This window comes from Streptomyces sp. NPDC006512 (assembly GCF_040611935.1).
Taxonomy (GTDB): Bacteria; Actinomycetota; Actinomycetes; order Streptomycetales; family Streptomycetaceae; genus Streptomyces.
Window position 1 is genome coordinate 124535 of record NZ_JBEXPG010000009.1, and the last position, 19540, is coordinate 144074.

Genomic DNA, 19540 nt, shown 5'->3' on the forward strand with positions numbered 1-19540 from the left:
ATCCGGAGGACCCGCATGACCGCCACCAAGCCCACCGCCTCCCGCGCGGCCGAGATCCTCTCCCGGCCCGTCCAGCTGAACGGCCTGACCGTCCCCAACCGCATCGCGATGGCGCCGATGACGCGGATGTTCTCCCCCGGCGGCGTGCCCGGCGAGGACGTGCAGGCGTACTACGCCAGCCGGGCCGCCGCGGGTGTGGGCCTGATCGTCACCGAGGGCACCTACGTCGGACACGCCTCCGCCGGTCAGAGCGACCGGGTGCCGCGGTTCCACGGTGAGGACCAGCTGGCGGGGTGGGCGAAGGTCGCCGCGGCCGTGCACGAGGCGGGCGGCACGATCGTGCCCCAGCTGTGGCACATAGGCATGGTCCGCAAGCAGGGCGAGGCGCCGTACGCCGACGCACCCGCCGTCGGCCCCTCCGGCATCCGCGTCGACGGCACCGAGGGGACCGGCAGGGCGATGACCCGTGCCGACCTCGACGACGTCATCGGCGCGTTCGCCGACGCCGCCGCGGAGGCGGAGCGGATCGGCTTCGACGGCGTCGAACTGCACGGTGCCCACGGATACCTGCTCGACCAGTTCCTGTGGGAGCGGACCAACCGCCGCACCGACGCGTACGGCGGCGACGCGGTGGCCCGTACGAAGTTCGCGGCGGAGATCGTGGCCGCGGTCCGCGAACGCGTCCCGGCGGACTTCCCGGTGATCTTCCGCTACTCGCAGTGGAAGCAGGAGGCCTACGACGCACGCCTCGCGCAGACCCCGGAGGAACTGGAGGCGATCCTGGCCCCGCTGGCGGCGGCGGGCGTCGACGCGTTCCACGCCTCCACGCGGCGCTACTGGCTCCCGGAGTTCGAGGGCTCGGACCTCAACCTGGCGGGCTGGACCAAGAAGCTCACCGGCCGGCCGGCCATCACCGTCGGCTCGGTCGGCCTCGACGGCGACTTCATCCGCGCCTTCGCCGGTGAGGGAGCGGCGCTCGGCGACATCGACAACCTCCTGGACCGCATGGAACGCGACGAGTTCGACATGGTCGCCGTCGGCCGCGCGCTGCTCCAGGACCCTCAGTGGGCGGCGAAGGTACTCGGCAACCGCTTCGACGAGCTGAAGCCGTACGACGCGGAGGCGCTGAAGTCGCTCAGCCGGTAGCCGGTAGCCGGTGGCCGTCCAGGCCTAGCCGGAAGCCGTCCCCGACGGCGGCGCGGCGTCACGGGGCGTGATGCGCTGGGCCCGGTCCCGGCGCGCCACGCCTCGGAGGCCGGGCCCCGGACCCGCGGCGCGTTCGCCGTTCGCGCAAGGGAGGCGGCAGCCGCGCGGTCCGCCTGCGGATCATGCATCTAGGCTTGTGCCCCGTCAGAGAGTCGAGACGGACGACCGGTCGTGGAACGGAGCATGGGGTGCCAGTGGGCCAAGCGGGGGAAGCGAACGACGGGGACCTGATCGGCAAGGTGCTCGGGGGACGCTACCGCGTGACCTCCGTGGTCGGCCGCGGCGGCATGGGCGTGGTCGCGCGGGCCGTCGACGAGCTGCTCGCCCGCGAGGTCGCCGTCAAGGTCCTGCGGGCCTACACCGACTCCAGTGACGCCGAACTCGCCGACCTGCGCACCCGGATGGAGCGTGAGGCGCAGGCCGCCGCCCGCATCCGGCACGGCGGCGTCGTCACCGTGCACGACGTCACGCACGAGCAGGGTCTGCCCGTCATCGTCATGGAACTCGTCGACGGACCCTCCCTCGACGAGGTGGTGACGCAGCGCGGCGCGCTCGACCCGCACGAGGCCGCCGCGATCGGCGCCAAGCTGATGGACGCGCTCGACGCGGCGCATCGCGCGGGCGTCCTGCACCGCGACGTGAAGCCCGGCAACGTACTGCTGGAGCGCGGCGGCCGGGTCGTGCTCACGGACTTCGGCATCGCCACCATCGAGACCTCCGGCGACGAGGCCGTGGCGAAGCTGACCCGCAGCGGTGAGCTGGTCGGCTCGCTCGACTACCTGCCGCCGGAGCGCGCGCAGGGCCGGGAGCCCGGACCGGCCTCCGACATATGGTCGCTCGGGATGACCCTGTACGCGGCGGTCGAGGGCGTCTCGCCGTTCCGCCGCACCTCGGTGTGGTCCACGCTGGCCGCGATCGTCGGCGACCCGCTGCCCGAGCCGCGACGCGCGGGGCCGCTCGCCCCCGTGCTGCGGGCACTGATGGCGAAGGAACCGGAGGACCGGCCCACCGCCGAGCAAGCCCGCGCGATGCTGGAGCAGGTCGCGGCCGGCGGCGACGCGGTCCCCGAGGCGGCGCCCGCCACGGTCCAGCCGACCCCCTCCGCGCCGCCCGTGTCAGCGCCCGTCCCCGGCTTCGGGCCCCCGCCCCCGGCCGGATTCGACGCCGGCGCCGTATCGTTTCCGCAGCCCTACGCCCCCACCCCGCAGCCCGGATTCCCGTCGCACGGACTCCCGCCCGGTCAGCCGTTCACCACCAACCAGTCCGGCTCGGCGGCCGCGGATCGGGCGCGGCGTCGCAGCCGTGCCGCGATGGCCGTGGCGGTCGTCGCCGTACTCGCCGCCGGCGGCGTCACCTACGCCCTGACCTCGGGCGGCGAAGACCCGGCGCGGGCGGTGGCCCCGACTCCGGCACCCGGCGGCTCCCCGGCCGCGGGCGGGCAGCCGGTCGCGCAGACCCCGGCCACGTCCCCCTCCGGCTCCGGGTCGCCCTCCGGCTCCGGACCCACGGCGAAGCCGTCCGCGAGCCCCTCGAAGAAGGGCGCCACGTCATCGCCCTCCCCGAAGGGCTCCTCACCCGCCCCGGCCAAGCCGAGCCCCGTCCCGACGGGCTGCGCCGGCTGGACCCACAGGGACCCGGCGCCGGGCACCTACGGCTACATCTCCGGCGACCACCACCTGCTGGGAGCGCCGTACCAGCAGTGCCCGAAGGGCAGCCTGGTCAAGAACGGCACCAAGCTCTGGTACCAGTGCTACATCGTCAATTCGTACGGAAACCAGTGGACGTTCGTGCGCGTGGACGGCACGAACGCCACCGGCTGGCTGTACAACCGCGACCTCAAGGGCCAGAAGGGCTCGTCCCCCGCCTGCTGAGACGACGCACCGCCCGCCGGGCCCTCTACCGGTACGCAGACCGCAGCGCCCGAGCTGCGCATGCGCCGGCGGAGCCGATGGCGGCAGGGTCCTCTCCTGCTGTATATTGGATCTTGAGCTCGTGGCCGTGAACGGCGGCTGACGGGTCTGGCGTTGGTGGTCCAAGGAAAGACACCCCACTTCCCGTGGGGGGATGCAGGTGCAAGGCCTGCCCAGCGCTCAACCAAGGCCCCGGCCTCCTTCAGGAGGCCGGGGCCTTCTTGCGGAGCGGCTGGACCGCCGCGGCACGCCGAGGCTCCGCGCCGGCGGCCGTTTCCCCGCCCCGCCGACCCGGGCCCGGACCTGTCCACGCCCCGGGACCCGGGACCCTTCGACACCTCGAGCTTCAGGCGGGGCGTTCCCCTTGTTCGGCAGGGGGCAGCAGATCCTTCGCCCTGCGCTCCATCAGGACCGGCAGGTAGGCACGGACACGCGCGTACCTGAGCTCCTCGTACGCCGTCCTCACGGAACTCTCCACCAGCTCCGGGTCCAGCTCGGGATGGGCCGCCAGCAGTCGCTCCACCACCTGGCGGATGGTGAGGCCATCCTCCGACTCCGCCACCACGGACCAGCCTTCCCTCGAGAACCGACCCTGCTCAGTCTCCCGGAGCGGCTGCCGGCCCGGAAGTCGATCTTCCGTCGCTCTGCGCGTACCCCGGCCGTACCCACCGGCCCGAAAGGGCCGCCGTACCGACTCCGGCTCCCGGCGCACGGGAGGCACCGCCCTCGGCCTCCTCGGTTCTACCGGGCCCTGCTTTCATCCGATCGGGGGAAGCCTGCCGCCGCTGCCGAGCCGCTGTGCCCGCGGCGGCTGGGTTCATCGGCCCGTTGGTGCCTGAGGCGCGCCTCCGTACGAGGCGGCCAGCGCTTCGGCGACAGCGGTTGCATCTGCGTCGGCCACCTCGGCCGGGTACGCGGGCAGGAGGTCGTCCCAGACGGGCAGCCACGACCCGTACAGCTGGGTCTGGCCCTCGGGCCGGGCGAAGAACCACACGTGGAGGTGTGCGGACCCGTCCCCGATCCGGTAGACGTGGGCCCGGCAGATGTGGGGCAGTGCCTGCACGTGGCGGACGATGTGAGTGGTGAGCACGCCCAGCTCGGCGGCCAGCTCGTCGGGCAGGTCGGCCATGTCGAAGTGGTCGCGGGGGTACAGCATCAGCACCAGCGGTACACCGACGCCCGGTATCCGGGCCAGCCGCCAGCGGTCGTTGAGCCAGACGCCCTCGTCGCGGGAGCGGCACTCGGCGCAGTCCGCCGGGTCTTCGCCGTGCCGCGGCGGCTCGGGCAGAACGGGCGGGCGGAGCGCGGACACGCGCAGTCCGTCCGCTTCGAAGGGGCTGATGTCCCAGCCGGTCATTCTCGCCAGCGGAAGCCGAAGCTCATCATCCGCTGCCGCACGCGCGTGGTCGTAGAACTCATCGGGTCGCAAGGCCATGATCATAAGACTAGCTGCGCCCTGCACCTTGCCGGCGGTCCGCAGAAATCGGCGGGCGACCTGTCGTAGTCAGTGAATTGGTGACCCGGGCGGGTCTTGGTCGCCCGAGCGAGGCAGCGGCCACGCCGGCTCACTGACCTGTGGGGGGCGGTGCGTTGGCCGTCGGGGGAGAGGGAGCGTACCGGTGCGGACGACGGTTCCCGACGGCCGCACCGGCGGAAGCGGGGCGGTCGTCGTCACCGTTCCGCGGTGGGCGTGGGCAGGTGGTGCCACGCGTGTCCGCAGGCGCCCTTGCAGTACGTCTGCCTGCGGCGGGTGTCGGCGACGGCGAATACGGAGACGAGTACACGGAACGCCTTGACGTGTTCGTCGGCGGGGAGGCTCGAGAAGCCGTAACGGGGCGGGTTCATGCAGATCATCACTGAGGGGTTGGCAGTGGGCTTCACTCCCGACCGCGCGACTCCTGCGCGGCCGTCCGCTGCTGTGATGTGTGCTTGCATCGCGTAGCCGGCGACCTCGTTCAGCACTGCCCGCCGGCGTTCGAGGGACAGGTCGGTGAACCAGGTTGCCCCGTCGTCCAAGGTGCGGAGCTCTTGGGCGATTTCGTTGACGACCTGCTCGGTCTCGCGCCTGAAGGAACTTTCGTCCGCACTGCTCGTCTCGGTCATCGACTGATCATTCCATGTGGCCGGTTCGGATCGGGGGTGGGCCGGCAGGACCCGGCGTATAGCCTCGTAGCGATCGTCGGCGCTGAGCGAGTTGCGCGCAGGCGTGAGTACGGAGACAGTGGATGGCGCTTCGCTAGGAATGGAAATGTCTGCAATAGAGCGCGAATTCAGCGTCAGGGGAGGCCAGGTCATGCGACTGCCCTTCGGTACCGTCGGAGGGGTCGGGGCGATCGCGGCGCAGGAAGGTCAGCCCGCGCAGGTGCGACTGTTCATCGAGGTACCGGGCGGTGCGAGCGGACCACGAACCCTGCCCCTGGGAGCCGAGTTCGCGCTGGCCAACGGCTCCTGGGCCGTCGCCGAGATCAATGGTCCGGGCAGCAGCGAGTGGTCCGTCCGCCTCCAGCGGACCGACTGATACCCGTACCGAGACAGCCGCGGCGCCGCGGAGTCCCGCCAGGTTGCGGGACGGAGCCGCTCCGGCTACTCAAGCGGCGCTCGCGGAAGGAAGCACGGCACACCCGCCAACGCCAACCGCACCATCTCCATCAATGCGGCGGGCCCACGATCTCCGTGAGCGCGGCAAGGTGGCGCCGGTAGGTGGCTGCTCCGTCCTCGGTCAGACGCAGCCAGGCCCGCGGCCCACGTCCGACCTGTCCCTTCTCGGCCGATATGGGGTCAGGGCGTGGTGGCGGGGTGGAGCAGTCGGGCCGCCTCGAGGGTGGTGCGGGCGAAGGCGCGGGTGGCGGGGGTGTTGTGCGACTTCAGCCAGACGGGCGCCCAGTCGAGCCGGAGTGAGCCGGTGAACGGGACGTAGGCGATGTCGGGGCGGGTGTAGAACCGGGTGACCTGCGCGCCGACGATGCCCGCGCCGGTTCCGGAGGCGATCACTTGCAGGGCCTCCAGGAACGTCTCGATCTCGGGGCCCGGGGCGATCGGCCGGCCCTGTGGCGTGCGGTCGGGCCAGCGGTCCGAGAGCCACTCCCCGGGCTGTACGCCGGCGACGCGCAGGAGCGCGACGTCGGCCAGGTCCTCCAGGGTCACGCTTTCGCGCTGGGCCAGGGCGTGGTTCGCAGGCAGCCCGAGCATCAGCGGCTCGGAGAGGACCACCGGTCCGACGACTATGTCGGGTTCGGTGATCGGCAGGTGGAGGAGCAGGACGTCGACGTCGTCCTCGCGGAGCCGCGCCAGGGCGTCGAAGAGCTGGACCTCGCGGATGCGGACGCGCCAGCCGGGCTCGCGTTCGGGGAACATGCCGCCCGCCCGGTGGGCGATCTGGCCGGCGGCGACACCGATGAAACCGACCCGCAGGACGTTGGTGGTCTGCCGGGTGCTGCTGACGGCGCGGGCGAGGGCGGCCTGGATCTGCTCGTACGCGGGCCAGAGGTCGTCGTGCAGCTGGTGGCCGAGCGGGGTCAGGCGGACGCGACGGTTGGACCGCTCGAACAGCGGCGCCCCGACCTGGCGTTCGAGCTTCTTGATGAGCTGGCTGACCCTGCCGGTGGTCACGCGCAGGCGTTCCGCGGTACGCCCGAAGTGCAGCTCTGCGGCCAGTACGAGGAACGCTTCCATTTCCAGGCGTTCGAGCACGCGGTCCGCCACCCCCTGTTGAGCCTCGCTAAACGCAGGTTCCAGTATCTCTCGTTGATCAACCGGATTTCGCTGGGCACCCTGGTCAGATCGGCGCGGCCGCTGCGGGAGGCCCGCCACGAGGGGCCGTCGTGTCCCTCGTCCGGCTCGCGTACGACCGTTGAGGCTTCCTCAAGGAGTAGTGGTTGGGCAGAACAGTCGCGTTGTCCGGCTACCAGTGGCAGGCGCTCTTCCCGGCTGACCGGCCGCCGCGCCTCGCACGCGCGGGGCCACGCGAGGGGCCGCTCGCCGGACGGGCAGGTCCGGCAGGACCGGCAGGACCGGCACCGTCAAGGGGATGACGGAACGTTTCGGCTACGACACGCGCGCCTGCTGGGCGCGCACGGGGGTGGGGGAATGAACGACACATCGGGGCTGGAAGTCCTTGGCCTCAACAGAACCCAGGAGGCCGTCTACCGCAGCCTGTTGGCGGGATCGGCCGAAGGGGTCGAAGAGCTCAGTTCGCGCCTGGGGATCTCCACCGGTGACGTCGGCGCCTGTCTGGAGCACCTCCTCGACATGGGACTGCTCCAGCCCTCGCGGGACCGGAGCGGCACGCTCCGGGCGGTCAGCCCGGAGATCGGCTTCGACATCATCCTGCGCCGCCACGAAGCCGAACTCCTGCACCGGCAACGGCAGATCACCCTGGGCAAGGAGATCGTGGCCCGGACCGTCGCCGCCTTCGCCCGCGAGCACGGACCTGCCGACTCCGAGACGGGAGAACGGCTGATCGGCCTCGACGCCATCCAGCAACGGCTGGAGACCCTCACCCGTCAGCTCCGCGACGAGTGCCTGGCCATCGAACCCGGCGGAGCCCAGTCCCAGGCCAGTCTGGACGCGGCCCGCCCCCTCGACGAGAGCGCACTGGACCGCGGCGTGCGCTTCCTGACGATCTACCAGGACAGCGCCCGGAACGACCCCGCCACTCACGCCCACGCCCGCTGGATCAACGAGCGGGGCGGTCAGGTGCGTACCTGCCCCGAAACCCCACCCCGCCTGATCGTGTTCGACCGGCGGATCGCGATCGTCCCCATCGACCCCTCCCACACCCGCAAGGGCGCTCTGTGCACGACCGCCCCCGGGATCGTCGCCGCACTCGTCGTCCTGTTCGAGCAGACCTGGGAGAACGCCGTACCCCTGGACGCCGACCCCCGTACCGAAAACAGGGACGGCAGGGGCCTGGCGCCCGCGGAACGCGGCCTGCTGAAACTGCTCGCGTCAGGCATGACCGACGAAGCCGCCAGCAAGCGCCTCGGTCTTTCCCTGCGCACCGTCCGACGTCAGATGGCCGCTCTGATGGAACGCCTCGACGCCACGAGCCGCTTCGAAGCGGGCCTGAAAGCCAGCCAGCGGGGCTGGCTGTAGCCGGGCGCAACCCTCACCTGCGGGCCGGCGGTACGGCACTCGCCGGGCCGGCCGGTTACTCGTACCGGTACTTCAGCGAGTCCGCCTCATCCTGCTCGATGCCGGCGATCGTCAGCTCCGGCATCCGCAGCTGGGCCAGCGTCACCTCGGCGGAGGTCGGCTGGGCGTCCGCCGGCAGCCACTGCTCCGGCTTCCAGGCCCCGCTGCGCAGAAGGGACTTGGGGCAGTGCGGGTAGACCTCCTCGATCCCCAGAACCAGCGCACTGGCCGGCGGCTTGCCCACGGCGGTCAGCTGCGACAGCAGTTCCGGGCGGGTGGAGACGACAGCCCGGCCGTTCACCCTGAGCGTGGTGGTGCGCCCCGGGATGACGAACAGCAGTCCGGCCCGTCCGGTGGCGATGACGTTCTGCAGGGTGTCCAGACGCTTGTTGCCGGTCGCGTCCGGTATCGCCACCGTCCGCGCGTCCAGGACGGAGACGAAGCCGGCGGGGCCGCCGCGCGGGGAGACGTCACAGTTGCCCTCGGCGTCCGCGCTGGAGACCAGTACCAGCGACGAGCAGCCGATCAATCGCCGCGTCTGCTCGGTGAGTTCGGTCATCTGCTTCCGCACGGCCGAGTCCTTGGGGAGTGCGTAGGCGCGGCGCAGTGTCTCCTGGTCGGGCACGGCGTCGCGGCGGAGCGAGTCGAAGGCGCTGCCGGCAAGGGGTGTCGTCATGCCCCCGACCCTAATGGGCCGACCTGCGATTGATCTTGGTTGGCGAATACGGGGACATCGATACCCGCCCGCCACGACCGCACAAGGCGCGCAATTCATGCCCGAGGGGGCTGCGCGCCGTAGTCGGCCGCTCGTGTACTCAGTGCTGTGAAAGGCTGAGCGGCATGCCCCAACACCTGCGGTTCTTCTTCGAGTACGGCGTCGACACCCCGTTGTGGCCAGGTCCGTCGGGCACACCCGACCTCGACAGCCCCTACGGGTACCCGTGCGCCCCGGAGGAACTGCCCATCACTACGGCTACCAGCCACGAGCTCACGCGGCTCGCCGACCTGTACCAGTCCTCACTGGACTGGGACCACCCGGCGGGTCCCTCGCCCTGGACCGGTGAGCAGGAGAAGTCGTTCCAGTGCGAGGCCGATGCAGCACTCGCGGCCTTGCGCCGCGAGCTCGGCGACGGCTGGACGGTAGAGGACCGAAGGCGCTGAGTCACGCCGGAGGCCAACAAGCGCGTCGCAGCCGGCCAGCTGCGGTGCTCAGCCACGCGTGCCCCGGACCGGGGCGACCGACAGCGAACCGAAAGGAGCCGACCCGCATGAGCCGCGCCCTCCACCTGCGCCACTACACCCATGCCGACCTGTCCGGGATACGGCAGACCCTCCTCGACGTCCACGCCGACTCCTACGCCGACGACCTGGACGACCCCTTCACCCAGCGCTTCCCGTGGTTCGTCGACCACTGGGGCGAACACCCCGCCTTCGCCTGCGTCATCGCCTACGACCAGGACAAGCCCGCGGGCTTCGCCTACGGAGCGCCGTCCAGCCCCGGACACGAATGGTGGCGAGACCACCTCGACCCGGCACCGGCGAAGGACACCACGTTCGCCGTCGCCGAGCTCATGGTCCGCCCGGCCTGGCGCAAGAGCGGTGCGGCCCACGCCCTCCACGAGACCCTCCTCGCCGCGCGCACCGAGGACCTCGCTGCGCTCCTCGTCGACACCACCCACCCCCGGGTACAGGCGCTGTACGAGCGTTGGCGGTACCGCAAGGTCGGCGAACGCCGGCCCTTCCCCGACTCACCCCTGTACGCGGTCATGCTCCGTCACCTGACCTCCCCGAACACCGACACCGCACGGGACAGCGGTCAAGGAGTGCCGAGAACCTGGGGCTGGCCCCGTCAGGATCGGTAGGGGTACAGGGCGACGCTCTCCGATCCGACGCTGATCTGTACCCAGGAGTCGTCCAGGCCGGTGGGGATGGGTGATGCCAGATCGAGCAGCACGGACCACTGGCCCATCTGGAGACAGGCGGCGCCGTCGTCGGCTAGGCACAGGCGGCCGATCATGACCACCCGGTCACCCTCCTGCCGGAGTTCCGGCCTGGCGGCAGCGGCTGGCCGGGTGTTCTGGCCCCAGTGGATGTCCTCGTCGACGGTCCATTCGATGAGGTGCCGGCCGTCCGCTTCTCGCGGATCACCGCGCCAGAGCACCACGGCGGACCCGATGGGGGTGTGAACCCGAACAGTCATGTGCTGCTGCGGGGTCTGCGGCAGGCTCTCCGTGCGGACGAACATTGCCTCATCATCCACGACGCCACGTCTCAGAACCGACGAGGACGCCGTCGCGGTTCTCGATGCCGCTCGGGAGGCGGTGAAGGGAGTTGGTGTCGTCGCAGTTGATAAATTGAGGGCCGGGCTCGGCGCCGGCCGGGCGGGGCGGGAGATTCTCGGCAAATGGCGTGCTCTGTACGGCAAGTGGCAGCTCGGACGCGGCACGTCAGCGTGCCGGCGTGAGCGAGACCAACGACCTGACACCGGCGGAAGAGCGCATATGGCGGGCCTTTCCGCGAGGCGAGTCCGTGGACTTCTGTGCCGCCGAGGACGAGGATCCGGCGCTCGGCAGCGCCTGGGGCGCCGAGCGGTCCGTACGGGCGAGTGTGCTGCGGGCATTGCTCATCAAGGCTCCGCAGGAGGAGGGCGAGATCGCCGCGCTCAAGATCACGGGGGTGCGGATCACCGGCGTGCTGGACCTGAAACACGCCACGATCGACGCCGCCATCCGGCTGAGCCGCTGCCAGTTCGACGGCGTTCCCAACCTGTACGGTGCCCAGTTGCGCCAGCTCAACCTGAGCAAGTCGGTTCTGCCGGGCCTGACTTCGGCGACCTTGAAGGTCGAGGGGGTGGTGCGGATGACGGGCTGCCGCATGCGGGGGCCGGTGCGGCTCGGCGGGGCACAGATCTCCGGGGCGCTGTTCATGGACGACGCGGAGTTCTCGGCGCCGGACGACTCCGAGCCGGTGCTGCAGCTCAACCAGGCCGTGATCGGTGCCGACCTGTGGGCGCCGAACATGCGAGCGAACGGACAGGTACGGCTGACCGGCGCCTCGATCGCGGGGCGGATGAACGTTCAGGACGCCGAGTTCAACCATCCCGACGGCACCGCACTTGACGCACAGAACCTCAACGTGGCAGCCCATGTGCGGGCGCGGCGCATACGCACGCGGGGCGGGATCGAGCTCCGGGGCTCGCACATATCAGGCCGCCTGGACCTGCTTCAGGCCCACCTGTCCCATCCGGGCGACACGGCCCTGCGGGCCAGTAGCTGTGTCATCGGTGAACTCTGGCTGCAGCATGGTGATCGCATCGAGGGCGCCCTGAACCTGAGACGTTCCCGAATAGAGATCATGAACATCGAACCGGAGATGCTCCCGGACCAGGTGCACATCAGCAACCTCACGTACACCGTACTCACCCCGCACGAGCCCGCCGAGAGGCGCCTGCCCATGCTGGAGCGGGAAGGCGACCGTTACGAGCCTTACGGCTACGAGCAGTTGACGGCTGCCTACCGCCACGTCGGCGACGACGACGCGGCCCGGCTCGTCCAACTCGCCAAGCAGCGCCGCCGACGCTCCACGCTCACCTGGTACGGGCGGCTGGCGGGGTACCTCCAGGACGCCGTCGTCGGCTACGGCTTCCGCCCGCAGCGCGCGGCCGTCTGGCTGCTGTCGCTCATGGCCATCGGGTCGATCGCGTACGGCCTGGACCACCCACGCCCCGTCAAGGCCGGCGAGGCGCCCGCCTTCAACCCCGTCTTCTACACCCTCGACTTGCTCCTGCCGATCATCAGCTTCGGCCAGGAATCGGCATTCGCCCCTGTCGGCTGGCATCAGTGGCTGTCGTACGCCCTGATCATCACCGGCTGGATCCTGGCGACGACGATCGTCGCGGGCGTGACGCGTTCGGTGAGCCGCCAATGACTACCCTGACGTTCCCCGCCGGCGGCGCCGTCGCCGAGTTCGTGCCGCGCGCATCCGCAGCGCCGGCACGACGAGCCCTTCGGCGCGGTGACCCCGGGACGCGCTGGGGTCGAGGGCCTCGCTCCCGCAAGACCTGATGGCGTGAGGGTACCTATCATGGGGACATGAGTTCGAATATGGGCGCTGAGGCGCGACCGGAGCTGAGTGCGGCGTTGAGCGGCGACGAGCTGGCCCGCTGGTACTGGACGCTGGCCGAGCTGACCGCGCTCGCCCGGGAGATCGGGGTGCGGCGGAGCGGCGGGAAGGCGGCGCTGACGGAGCGACTGCGGGCCGCATTGGACGGCGTCGCCCCGCCGGCCGAGCCGTCCCGGACGCGCAGCGCGGGCCGCCAGCTCGCCGCGCCGGTGAACGGCTCCACCCGGATCCCCGAGGGCCAGCGGTGCAGTCAGGTGCTGCGCGAGTACTTCCGCCGCGAGATCGGCCCGGGCTTCCACTTCGACGCGTACATGCGAACGTTCATTGCCGAAGGCGCGGGGCGCACCCTGGCAGACGCCGTCGCACACTGGCACGCCACGCGCCGGGCCGCTGCGCGGCCGCAGGAGATCGGCTCGCAGTTCGAGCTCAACCGCTTCCTGCGTGACTGGCGTGCCGAACATCCCGCCGGCAGCCGTACCGAAGCGCTCGCCGCCTGGCGCGCTCACCGCGACCTGCCTCGCAGCCCGGCCGCGGGGTGACCGACCCGACCACCCCGGCAGCCGGTGCAGACACCCCGCGTGGACATGCTCGAACAGGGGAAAACACAGGCCAGGAACTTCCTGGACATCAAGCGTGATTGAGGTTCTACCGTGTCTCCTACGTGATCATCTGACGACGGGAAACAGCCCATGATCCTCGTGACCGGAGCCACCGGAAACATAGGCAGTGCCCTCCTCAAGGAGCTGCACGCACACGGTGTCGGGCCGCTGAGGGGGCTCACTCGTGATGCCGCCCGAGCCGCTTTCCCCGACGGGGTCGAGGCCGTGGAGGGCGACTTGGCAGAGCCTGCGTCGTTGAAGCCGGCGCTGGACGGGGTGCGCTCGCTGTTCCTCTTGTCGAGGCTGGGCCCGGACGCCGACATCCTCGAAGCCGCCCGGCAGGCGGGCGTCCGGCACGTCGTGCTGGTGTCGTCCATCACCGTCCGGACCCACCCGCACCTGGGCCCCGCCGGCGAGAACCTGGCGGTGGAACAGGCGCTCAAGGCGAGCGGCATGGACTGGACGGTCCTGCGGCCGACACAGTTCGCATCGAACGCCCTGATGTGGGCCGCGGCCATCAGCGGCCACGAGACAGTCCACGCGCCGTACGCCGATACCGCGCTGCCGACCGTCCATCCCGCGGACATCGCATCGGTGGCCCGCGTGGCACTGACCGAGCCCGGCCACCGGGGACGCACGTACGCCTTGACCGGTCCAGAGCCGGTGACCGCCCGACAGCAGGTCGAGGCCATCGCGGCAGCACTGGGACGGCGGATTCCCTTCGCCGAGATCAGCCGCCGCCAAGCACACGCACGAATGGCCGCGGTGTTCGGCGCCGACGCCGCGGACGCGGTGCTCGACGTCACCGGCGGCGACGTCAACGACGAACTGCTGATGGTGCGCGACACGGTTTCACAGATCACCGGAATCCCGGCCCGCCCCTTCCGGCAGTGGGCTGCAGAGAACGTCGATGCCTTCCGCTGAACCGCGACCCTCGGGATGGGCCGGAGTCGGTGGGTTGGGCGGGCGCGCGGGTTGTCGCCGGTAGCCGAGCGCGGCGTGAACCGTGGTGCAACCGCGGCGGGTTCTGTGACCGCTGCTAGCCTCCCGTTCATGATCAAGGGTGGTCTGGTAGGCCGAATAGGCCGCATGGCGGGGGACAACGGGCCGGAACGCGTGCTGATCGCCGCCAGTTTCACCAACCGGGTCGGCAACGGGCTGTTCAACGCGGCGTCGGCGCTCTATTTCACCTTGGTCGTGGGCCTGCCCGCGGTGCAGGTCGGCGCCGCGCTCACCATCGCCGGAGTGATCGGCTTGTGCGCGGGGATACCCGGAGGGCATCTCGCCGACCGGCGCGGGGCGCGTACGATCATGATGCTGGCCCTCGTGGTCCAGGCGATGTCGATGGCGGCCCTCGTCCTCGTCGAGAGCTGGGCCGCGCTCACGATCATCGCGACGGTCGACCAGATCGCCGCGGCGGCGGGTGGGGCGGCCTGGGGCGCTCTGGTGGTCCGGGTCGGGGGTGACCGCCCGGCCCGGTTCCGGGCGAAACTGCGCACCTTCGTCAACCTGGGCGTCATCCTCGGAACCGTCGGTGCCGGGCTGGCACTGGCCGCGGACACCCGCGCCGCCTATGTCACGCTGATCCTCGGCAACGCGGCGAGCTTCGCCCTGTGCGCGGTGCTCCTGCTCCTGCTGCCCCGCTATCCGGTGCTGGCGGCGCCACCGCAGCAGCGCCGCTGGCTCGCTTTCGCGGACCGCCCGTTCCTGACGTTCACCGCCCTCTACGGAGCCATGGGACTGCAATACCCGGTGGTTTCCCTGCTCCTGCCGATCTGGATCTCCGAACACACCGAAGCGCCGCGCTGGACGGTGGCCGCACTGTTCGCCGTCAACGCCGCCTTCTGCGTACTGATGCAGACCCGGATCGGCTCCCGCATCGAAACCCCGCACGACGGCGGCCGGGCGTTCCGCACCGCGGGGCTGCTCTTCCTCGTCAGCTGCCCGATGATGGCGCTGGCGGCGTACACCCCGGTCTGGGCGGCAGCGGGACTGGTCCTGGCAGCGATCTTCGTCCACAGTCTGGGAGAGGTCTGGGAATCCTCGGCGGGCTTCGCCCTGGGCTTCGGCCTCGCCCCCGACCACGCGCAGGGCCAGTACCAAGGCGTACTCGGCCTCGGCTTCAGCGCGGGCCAGGCTCTCGCCCCCGCGATCCTCACCACGGTCGTGCTCGGCCTCGGCACGACGGGCTGGCTGCTGCTGGCGCTGTTCTTCGCGGCGCTGGGCGCTGCCGGCCCCTCCCTTGCCCGCTGGGGCCTGCGGACCCGGCCGCAGCCGGGCGTCGCCGCGGAAGTGACGGGATGACCGGGCAGCAGGGGTCAGCAGTCCTGCACCCCATTGGGTCAGCCCGCCGGCCGAGGATGTCGGCGATGGCGGTGGTGGGGGTTTCGGGCCGGGCCACGGCGAGCCGCTGGATCTCCGTCACGTGCTCGGCGAGCCGGCCGGGCGCATGCCGGCAGACAGGGTGAATCCGTGCGCCGCGTCCAGTAGGTGGCGTGCAGTTGTACGGGCCGGTCGTCCTCGTCGGTGAAGAACACCGCGCCGACGCACGGGGATTCCTTTCGAAGGGGTGCGGTGGGCCCACCGGTCATGGGTGTCGGGTGGCGTGGAGTCGGTGCAGGGTGCGGTGCCCGCGTTCGGTCACCTCCGGGTCGTCGTGGCGGGTTCCGTAGGCGATGCCGGAGACGGCGTCGAAGGCGGCTTCGCAGTCCAGGCGGAGTTCCTCGACGGGGGTGAGCGGTCTTCCGTAGCCGTCGAGGAACGCGGTGCGCAGGTCCGGGCGGCCGGTCCAGGTGTCGCTCAGCCGCGCCAGGTCCCGTGTCACGGTTCCGTACTCGGACCGCTCGAAGTCGAACAGCTGTGGTTCGCCGTCGTCGGCGAGCAGAACGTTGCGGTACTGCAGGTCCCCGTGGGTGGGTACGAGCGCGGGCCGAGGGAGGTCCGTGTAGGCGTTGGCCAAGCCGAGGACCAGCTCCTCGTCGCCATCGGCCAGGTACGGTCGGGCGTCCTCCAGGTGGCGTTTGACCCTGTCGGCGGCCGTCGCGGATCCAGCGGGCCGCCCGGGCGCGCTGCCGTGGAGGGCGCGGACGAGACGGCCCAGACCGTGCTGGACGCGAGCCTCGCCGGCAGCGCTGAGGCCCATGCCGTGCAGCGGGCTTCCGGCGAGCGCGGTGACGACGACGGTCTGCGCCGCGGTGTCGGCCGCGACGAGGCGGGGAGCCCGCGGCCCGAGCGCCGGTACCCACGACCGGTACGCGGCCACTTCCCGGTCGTGGAACTTCGGCCCGCGGTGCCGTTTCAGGAACCAGGTGCCCCCACCGGTCCCTGTGAGCCGCCACACCCGGCTGCCGGCGCGCAGCCAGGAGACTTCCGTCGCCTGCTCGATCCTGCCGATGGCCTGCTCGGCGAACGTCCGCAGCCGACGGGGCAGTTCCACCCCGCCTGCCGGCGGTCCGGCCAGCAGGTGGGTACGGTCGGGGCCGTCCGGGCCGTACTCGACGGCGTCGCCCGGCTGCTGGAAGTGCACGGCGGCGGGCAGGCCGGCGCGGTAGGCGTCCAGCCCGGCCCGGCAGTACGCCACCATCGGCCCGTGGAGGGCGTCCAGCGGGTACCAGTCCATGCCGTCGCAGCGGTCCGGCTCCATGATCCGAGGCTGCCCGGACCACCTGCGCACCTCGAAGAAGACGCCCAGGCGGGAGCGGGATCCGATGGGCGGATGGTGGTGGACGGTGACGGCCGCGGTCACGTCCTCCGCCGCGACGACGACGCCGGTCTCCTCGCGGGCCTCCCGGATCACTGCCGTGACCATGTCCTCGCCCGGGTCGAGGTGCCCGGAGGGAAGGTGCCACAGCCCGGCCGCGTACACCGGCCCGGCGCGGCGGGACAGCAGTACCTCCGAGCCGCTCTCGCCGTCGCGGCGCAGGATGGTGGACGTCGACGGGCACGGTGTGCCGTGCGCCGCCGCTCACCACGAGGCCTTCGGGCGTCGGGCGAGGAGCACGGGCTTCGTCGTCATGCGTTGATCTCCTTGGTCGGTCGGTCGCTCGCCCGGTCGGGGGCCGCGCCTTCTCCTGGCGCTTCCCGCCCGGGGGTGGTGGTACGTGACCAGGACAACCGTTCATGTCCCGCTCCGGCACTGACCCATGGGTGGCCGTCGGGTTCGAGGTGCAGTCGGTAGGAGGCGGGCGATCCGCCGGCGGCTTGCGCTGTCCTGGATCTGCGCGCGGACGTCCCGGGGCGGGTGTCACGGGCCCGTTGGGCCGGGGAGGTCATGTCCGGTCCTTGGTGGGTAGCGTGTCGTGGTTGCCGACGGGCTGCCCGGGGACGCGGTCGGCGAAGGCCGCGGCCTGGACGAGGTAGGCGTCGCGGAAGTCCCCCGTGCCGGTCTTCTCGTCCATCAGCACGTCGAAGGTCCCCGATTCCGCGACCCGCCCCTCCTTCAGGACATGGATCAGGTCGGCATGGCGCACGGAGTGCAGGCGGTGCGTGATGAGGACGATGGTCTGCCCGGTGCTCGCGGCCAGGGCCCGGATCTGGTCGAAGACCCGCTGCTCGGCGACGGCGTCCAGCGCGCTGGTCGGCTCGTCCACGATCAGGATCTCCGCCTGCCGGTACTTGGCGCGGGCGATCCCCACCCGCTGCCACTGGCCGCCGGAGATCTGGTGCCCGCCCCGGTATCCGCGGGCCAGCAGGGTGCCCAGCCCGCGCGGCAGGCCGGCCAGGACCTCGTCGGCCCCGGAGTAGGCGGCCGCGTCCTGGACGGCATCGTCGTCGATCGGACGGCCGGACTCGCCGATGCCCACGTTGACGCGGAAGGTGAAGGGCCAGTGGAAGAAGTTCTGCGACATCAGCGCGACCCGGGCGAACACCTGCGTGCGGTCCGCCGTCCGGGCGTCCACGTCGTCCCACCGGATCGTCCCGCCGCCCTCGTCCGGCAGGTAGAGGCCCGCCAAGAGCTTGACCAGGGTGGACTTGCCGGATCCGTTCTCGCCCACCAGCGCGATGATCTTCCCCATGGGGAAGGACAGGCTGACGTCCCGCAGGGTCGGTTCCGGCTGCTCGCCGCCGCTGCCGGGGTAGGTGAAGGTGACCTCCTCGAACCGGACCTCCCGCAGCCGCTCCGGCAGCGGTGTCCCGCCCGCGGGGATGGCACGGGCCTCGGCCTCCCGGCACAGCCGCTCGTAGTCGGCGACGAACAGGCTCTCCTGGTGCAGCTCGGTGATCTCCAGCACCAAGGAGTCCAGGCTGGAGGCGCCCGTGCGGATCGCCAACACGGCCGTTCCCGCCACGGCCAGCTCCATGGCCCCGCCCCACAGCAGCAGCCCGAGCGCCCCGTACGTGAGCAGGGTGGCCATGCCGCCGGCGCCGTCCGCGACCAGACCGATCCGCGCCGCCCGCCGGGCCAGCCGGGTCTGCTCCCGCTCGCTGGTCTCGGCCATCTGCCGGAAGTGCCCGAGCAGGAACGGCCCGACGTCGTGGACGCGCACCTCGGCAGCGGCCTCCTGCTCGGTCAGCAGCTGCCCCAGCAGGTGCCCGGCCCGCGCGTGCTGCACGAAGGTGTGGAAGCTGATGTAGCGCTGCTTGGAGATGGTCAGCGAACTCCACGCGCTCGGCAGGGTCATCAGCACCAGGAGCGGCAGCAGGACCGGGTGCAGGATGGTGAGGACCCCCGCCGCTGCGGTCAACGAGATCGCGGAGTTCAGCGTGTTGGTGCAGTAGCGGATCATGCGGCGGGCGGAGTCGGCCCCGTAGCGGGCGGCGTCCAGCAGCCGGTGGAACTCGTCGTCCTCGACGGCCGCGAGCTCGACCCGGTGCACCAGCCCCAGATAGCGCTCGGTCGCCACCCGCTGCACCTTCGGCTCCAGCGTTCCGGTCGCCGCCGTGGAAGCGGACCGCAGGAGTGATCCGAGGAGCGCCGTCACGGCCACGACGAGGAGTGCGGGCACCGCCCGGGCCAGCCGCTCGTTGGTGGTGCCGTCCGTGAGGAGGTGCCCGAGCACGCCGTTGACCGCGACCAGCCCGACGGCCTGGGTGACACCGCGGCTGATCTCGGCGCCGAGGACGACCCGCAGGGCGTGGGCGTCGGCGAGGTGCGCGAGCCGCATGCCCGTGCCGACGAGCCGGGGCAGGCCCTTCGCCATCGTCCACAGTCCGAGCTTCAGCCAGGCGCCCTCGTGCCGCTCCCAGCCGATGTCGTACGCGAGCTCGCCGCCGAAGAGGAGCCGCTCGGACTCAGACACCCCCGCGGTGCCGGATCCGGAAGAGTTCTTCTCGCTCACGCCCCCCACCTCGTATCCGGTCGTGACCCACGACGCCCGACCCGCGTGTCAACACGACGCCGCTCGCGAGGCGGAAAACAGGGGGAGAATGGCTGATGTTCGAATGTTGCAGGGGTTACGCGGCGGGCGGGTGCAGGATTCACGGCATCCTCCGGATGGGCGCAAGATGGGTACTGGTGCTCTAAGAACGGCGCCAGAACGCATCCGTCACGGCCGATTCGGGGGCAATCGGCGAACACATGTTCCTTCTTGGGTCGGTGGCCTTGGCGGGTCTGGGGTGGCCGCGCTGAAA

The 19540-nt window shown here is 71.3% G+C and carries 18 protein-coding genes; 10 read left to right on the forward strand and 8 right to left on the reverse strand.

The features are described 5' to 3' along the window. The first annotated feature begins 15 nt into the window (after positions 1 to 15). On the forward strand, positions 16 to 1146 hold the full coding sequence (locus ABZZ17_RS09575) for an NADH:flavin oxidoreductase (protein WP_356873832.1): 1131 nt from the start codon (positions 16 to 18) through the stop codon (positions 1144 to 1146). Between the two features lie 248 nt (positions 1147 to 1394). Further along, positions 1395 to 3077, forward strand: a complete 1683-nt coding sequence (locus tag ABZZ17_RS09580; protein ID WP_356873834.1) for a protein kinase — start codon at positions 1395 to 1397, stop codon at positions 3075 to 3077. Between the two features lie 385 nt (positions 3078 to 3462). Here ABZZ17_RS09580 and ABZZ17_RS09585 read toward each other — a convergent pair whose 3' ends face one another. The 3 genes from ABZZ17_RS09585 to ABZZ17_RS09595 form a co-directional block, all read right to left on the reverse strand. Next, on the reverse strand, positions 3463 to 3642 hold the full coding sequence (locus ABZZ17_RS09585; protein WP_356873836.1) for a three-helix bundle dimerization domain-containing protein: 180 nt from the start codon (positions 3640 to 3642) through the stop codon (positions 3463 to 3465). Positions 3643 to 3933: 291 nt separating this feature from the next. Further along, positions 3934 to 4473, reverse strand: a complete 540-nt coding sequence (locus ABZZ17_RS09590; protein WP_356873838.1) for a hypothetical protein — start codon at positions 4471 to 4473, stop codon at positions 3934 to 3936. A 314-nt stretch (positions 4474 to 4787) separates the two neighbouring features. Continuing rightward, on the reverse strand, positions 4788 to 5219 hold the full coding sequence (locus ABZZ17_RS09595; RefSeq protein ID WP_356873840.1) for a DUF5958 family protein: 432 nt from the start codon (positions 5217 to 5219) through the stop codon (positions 4788 to 4790). Between the two features lie 145 nt (positions 5220 to 5364). Between ABZZ17_RS09595 and ABZZ17_RS09600 the strand changes: the two genes are divergently transcribed. After that, positions 5365 to 5634, forward strand: coding sequence for a DUF6406 domain-containing protein (locus ABZZ17_RS09600; RefSeq protein ID WP_356873842.1), 270 nt, complete (start codon positions 5365 to 5367; stop codon positions 5632 to 5634). Between the two features lie 260 nt (positions 5635 to 5894). On the opposite strand, the gene ABZZ17_RS09605 is transcribed toward ABZZ17_RS09600, so the two are convergent. Then, on the reverse strand, positions 5895 to 6806 hold the full coding sequence (locus ABZZ17_RS09605) for a LysR family transcriptional regulator (protein ID WP_356873844.1): 912 nt from the start codon (positions 6804 to 6806) through the stop codon (positions 5895 to 5897). A gap of 396 nt (positions 6807 to 7202) precedes the next feature. On the opposite strand from ABZZ17_RS09605, the gene ABZZ17_RS09610 reads away from it, so the two are divergent. Beyond that, positions 7203 to 8210, forward strand: coding sequence for a LuxR C-terminal-related transcriptional regulator (locus ABZZ17_RS09610; protein ID WP_356873846.1), 1008 nt, complete (start codon positions 7203 to 7205; stop codon positions 8208 to 8210). Between the two features lie 55 nt (positions 8211 to 8265). On the opposite strand, the gene ABZZ17_RS09615 is transcribed toward ABZZ17_RS09610, so the two are convergent. Continuing rightward, the gene (locus ABZZ17_RS09615; RefSeq protein ID WP_356873848.1) at positions 8266 to 8925 is read right to left on the reverse strand and encodes an MSMEG_1061 family FMN-dependent PPOX-type flavoprotein; all 660 of its coding nucleotides are present in this window, start codon (positions 8923 to 8925) and stop codon (positions 8266 to 8268) included. Positions 8926 to 9089: 164 nt separating this feature from the next. On the opposite strand from ABZZ17_RS09615, the gene ABZZ17_RS09620 reads away from it, so the two are divergent. Both ABZZ17_RS09620 and ABZZ17_RS09625 read left to right on the forward strand, forming a co-directional pair. After that, positions 9090 to 9410: a hypothetical protein gene (locus ABZZ17_RS09620; RefSeq protein ID WP_356873850.1), complete on the forward strand. Its 321-nt coding sequence runs from the start codon at positions 9090 to 9092 to the stop codon at positions 9408 to 9410. Positions 9411 to 9517: 107 nt separating this feature from the next. Continuing rightward, on the forward strand, positions 9518 to 10111 hold the full coding sequence (locus ABZZ17_RS09625; RefSeq protein WP_356873852.1) for a GNAT family N-acetyltransferase: 594 nt from the start codon (positions 9518 to 9520) through the stop codon (positions 10109 to 10111). On the opposite strand, the gene ABZZ17_RS09630 is transcribed toward ABZZ17_RS09625, so the two are convergent. Then, a complete protein-coding gene (locus tag ABZZ17_RS09630) occupies positions 10099 to 10494 on the reverse strand; it encodes a hypothetical protein (RefSeq protein WP_356873854.1) in 396 nt (131 codons plus the stop codon). The genes ABZZ17_RS09625 and ABZZ17_RS09630 overlap by 13 nt on opposite strands. Positions 10495 to 10709: 215 nt before the next feature. On the opposite strand from ABZZ17_RS09630, the gene ABZZ17_RS09635 reads away from it, so the two are divergent. The 4 genes from ABZZ17_RS09635 (at position 10710) to ABZZ17_RS09650 (ending at position 15274) form a co-directional block, all read left to right on the forward strand. Then, positions 10710 to 12176 (forward strand): membrane-associated oxidoreductase, encoded by a 1467-nt coding sequence (locus ABZZ17_RS09635; protein ID WP_356873856.1) that lies wholly within the window; start codon positions 10710 to 10712, stop codon positions 12174 to 12176. A gap of 164 nt (positions 12177 to 12340) precedes the next feature. After that, a complete protein-coding gene (locus tag ABZZ17_RS09640) occupies positions 12341 to 12910 on the forward strand; it encodes a DUF6434 domain-containing protein (protein WP_356873858.1) in 570 nt (189 codons plus the stop codon). Positions 12911 to 13060: 150 nt separating this feature from the next. Further along, positions 13061 to 13894 carry an NAD(P)H-binding protein gene (locus tag ABZZ17_RS09645; RefSeq protein ID WP_356873860.1) on the forward strand — a complete coding sequence of 278 codons (834 nt, stop codon included), beginning with the start codon at positions 13061 to 13063 and terminating at the stop codon, positions 13892 to 13894. A gap of 129 nt (positions 13895 to 14023) precedes the next feature. Beyond that, positions 14024 to 15274, forward strand: a complete 1251-nt coding sequence (locus tag ABZZ17_RS09650) for an MFS transporter (RefSeq protein ID WP_356873862.1) — start codon at positions 14024 to 14026, stop codon at positions 15272 to 15274. Between the two features lie 283 nt (positions 15275 to 15557). On the opposite strand, the gene ABZZ17_RS09655 is transcribed toward ABZZ17_RS09650, so the two are convergent. Continuing rightward, complete coding sequence (locus ABZZ17_RS09655) at positions 15558 to 16835, reverse strand: phosphotransferase (protein ID WP_356873864.1); 1278 nt, start codon at positions 16833 to 16835, stop codon at positions 15558 to 15560. A gap of 403 nt (positions 16836 to 17238) precedes the next feature. After that, complete coding sequence (locus ABZZ17_RS09660; RefSeq protein WP_356873916.1) at positions 17239 to 19110, reverse strand: ATP-binding cassette domain-containing protein; 1872 nt, start codon at positions 19108 to 19110, stop codon at positions 17239 to 17241. Between the last annotated feature and the right edge of the window lie 430 nt (positions 19111 to 19540).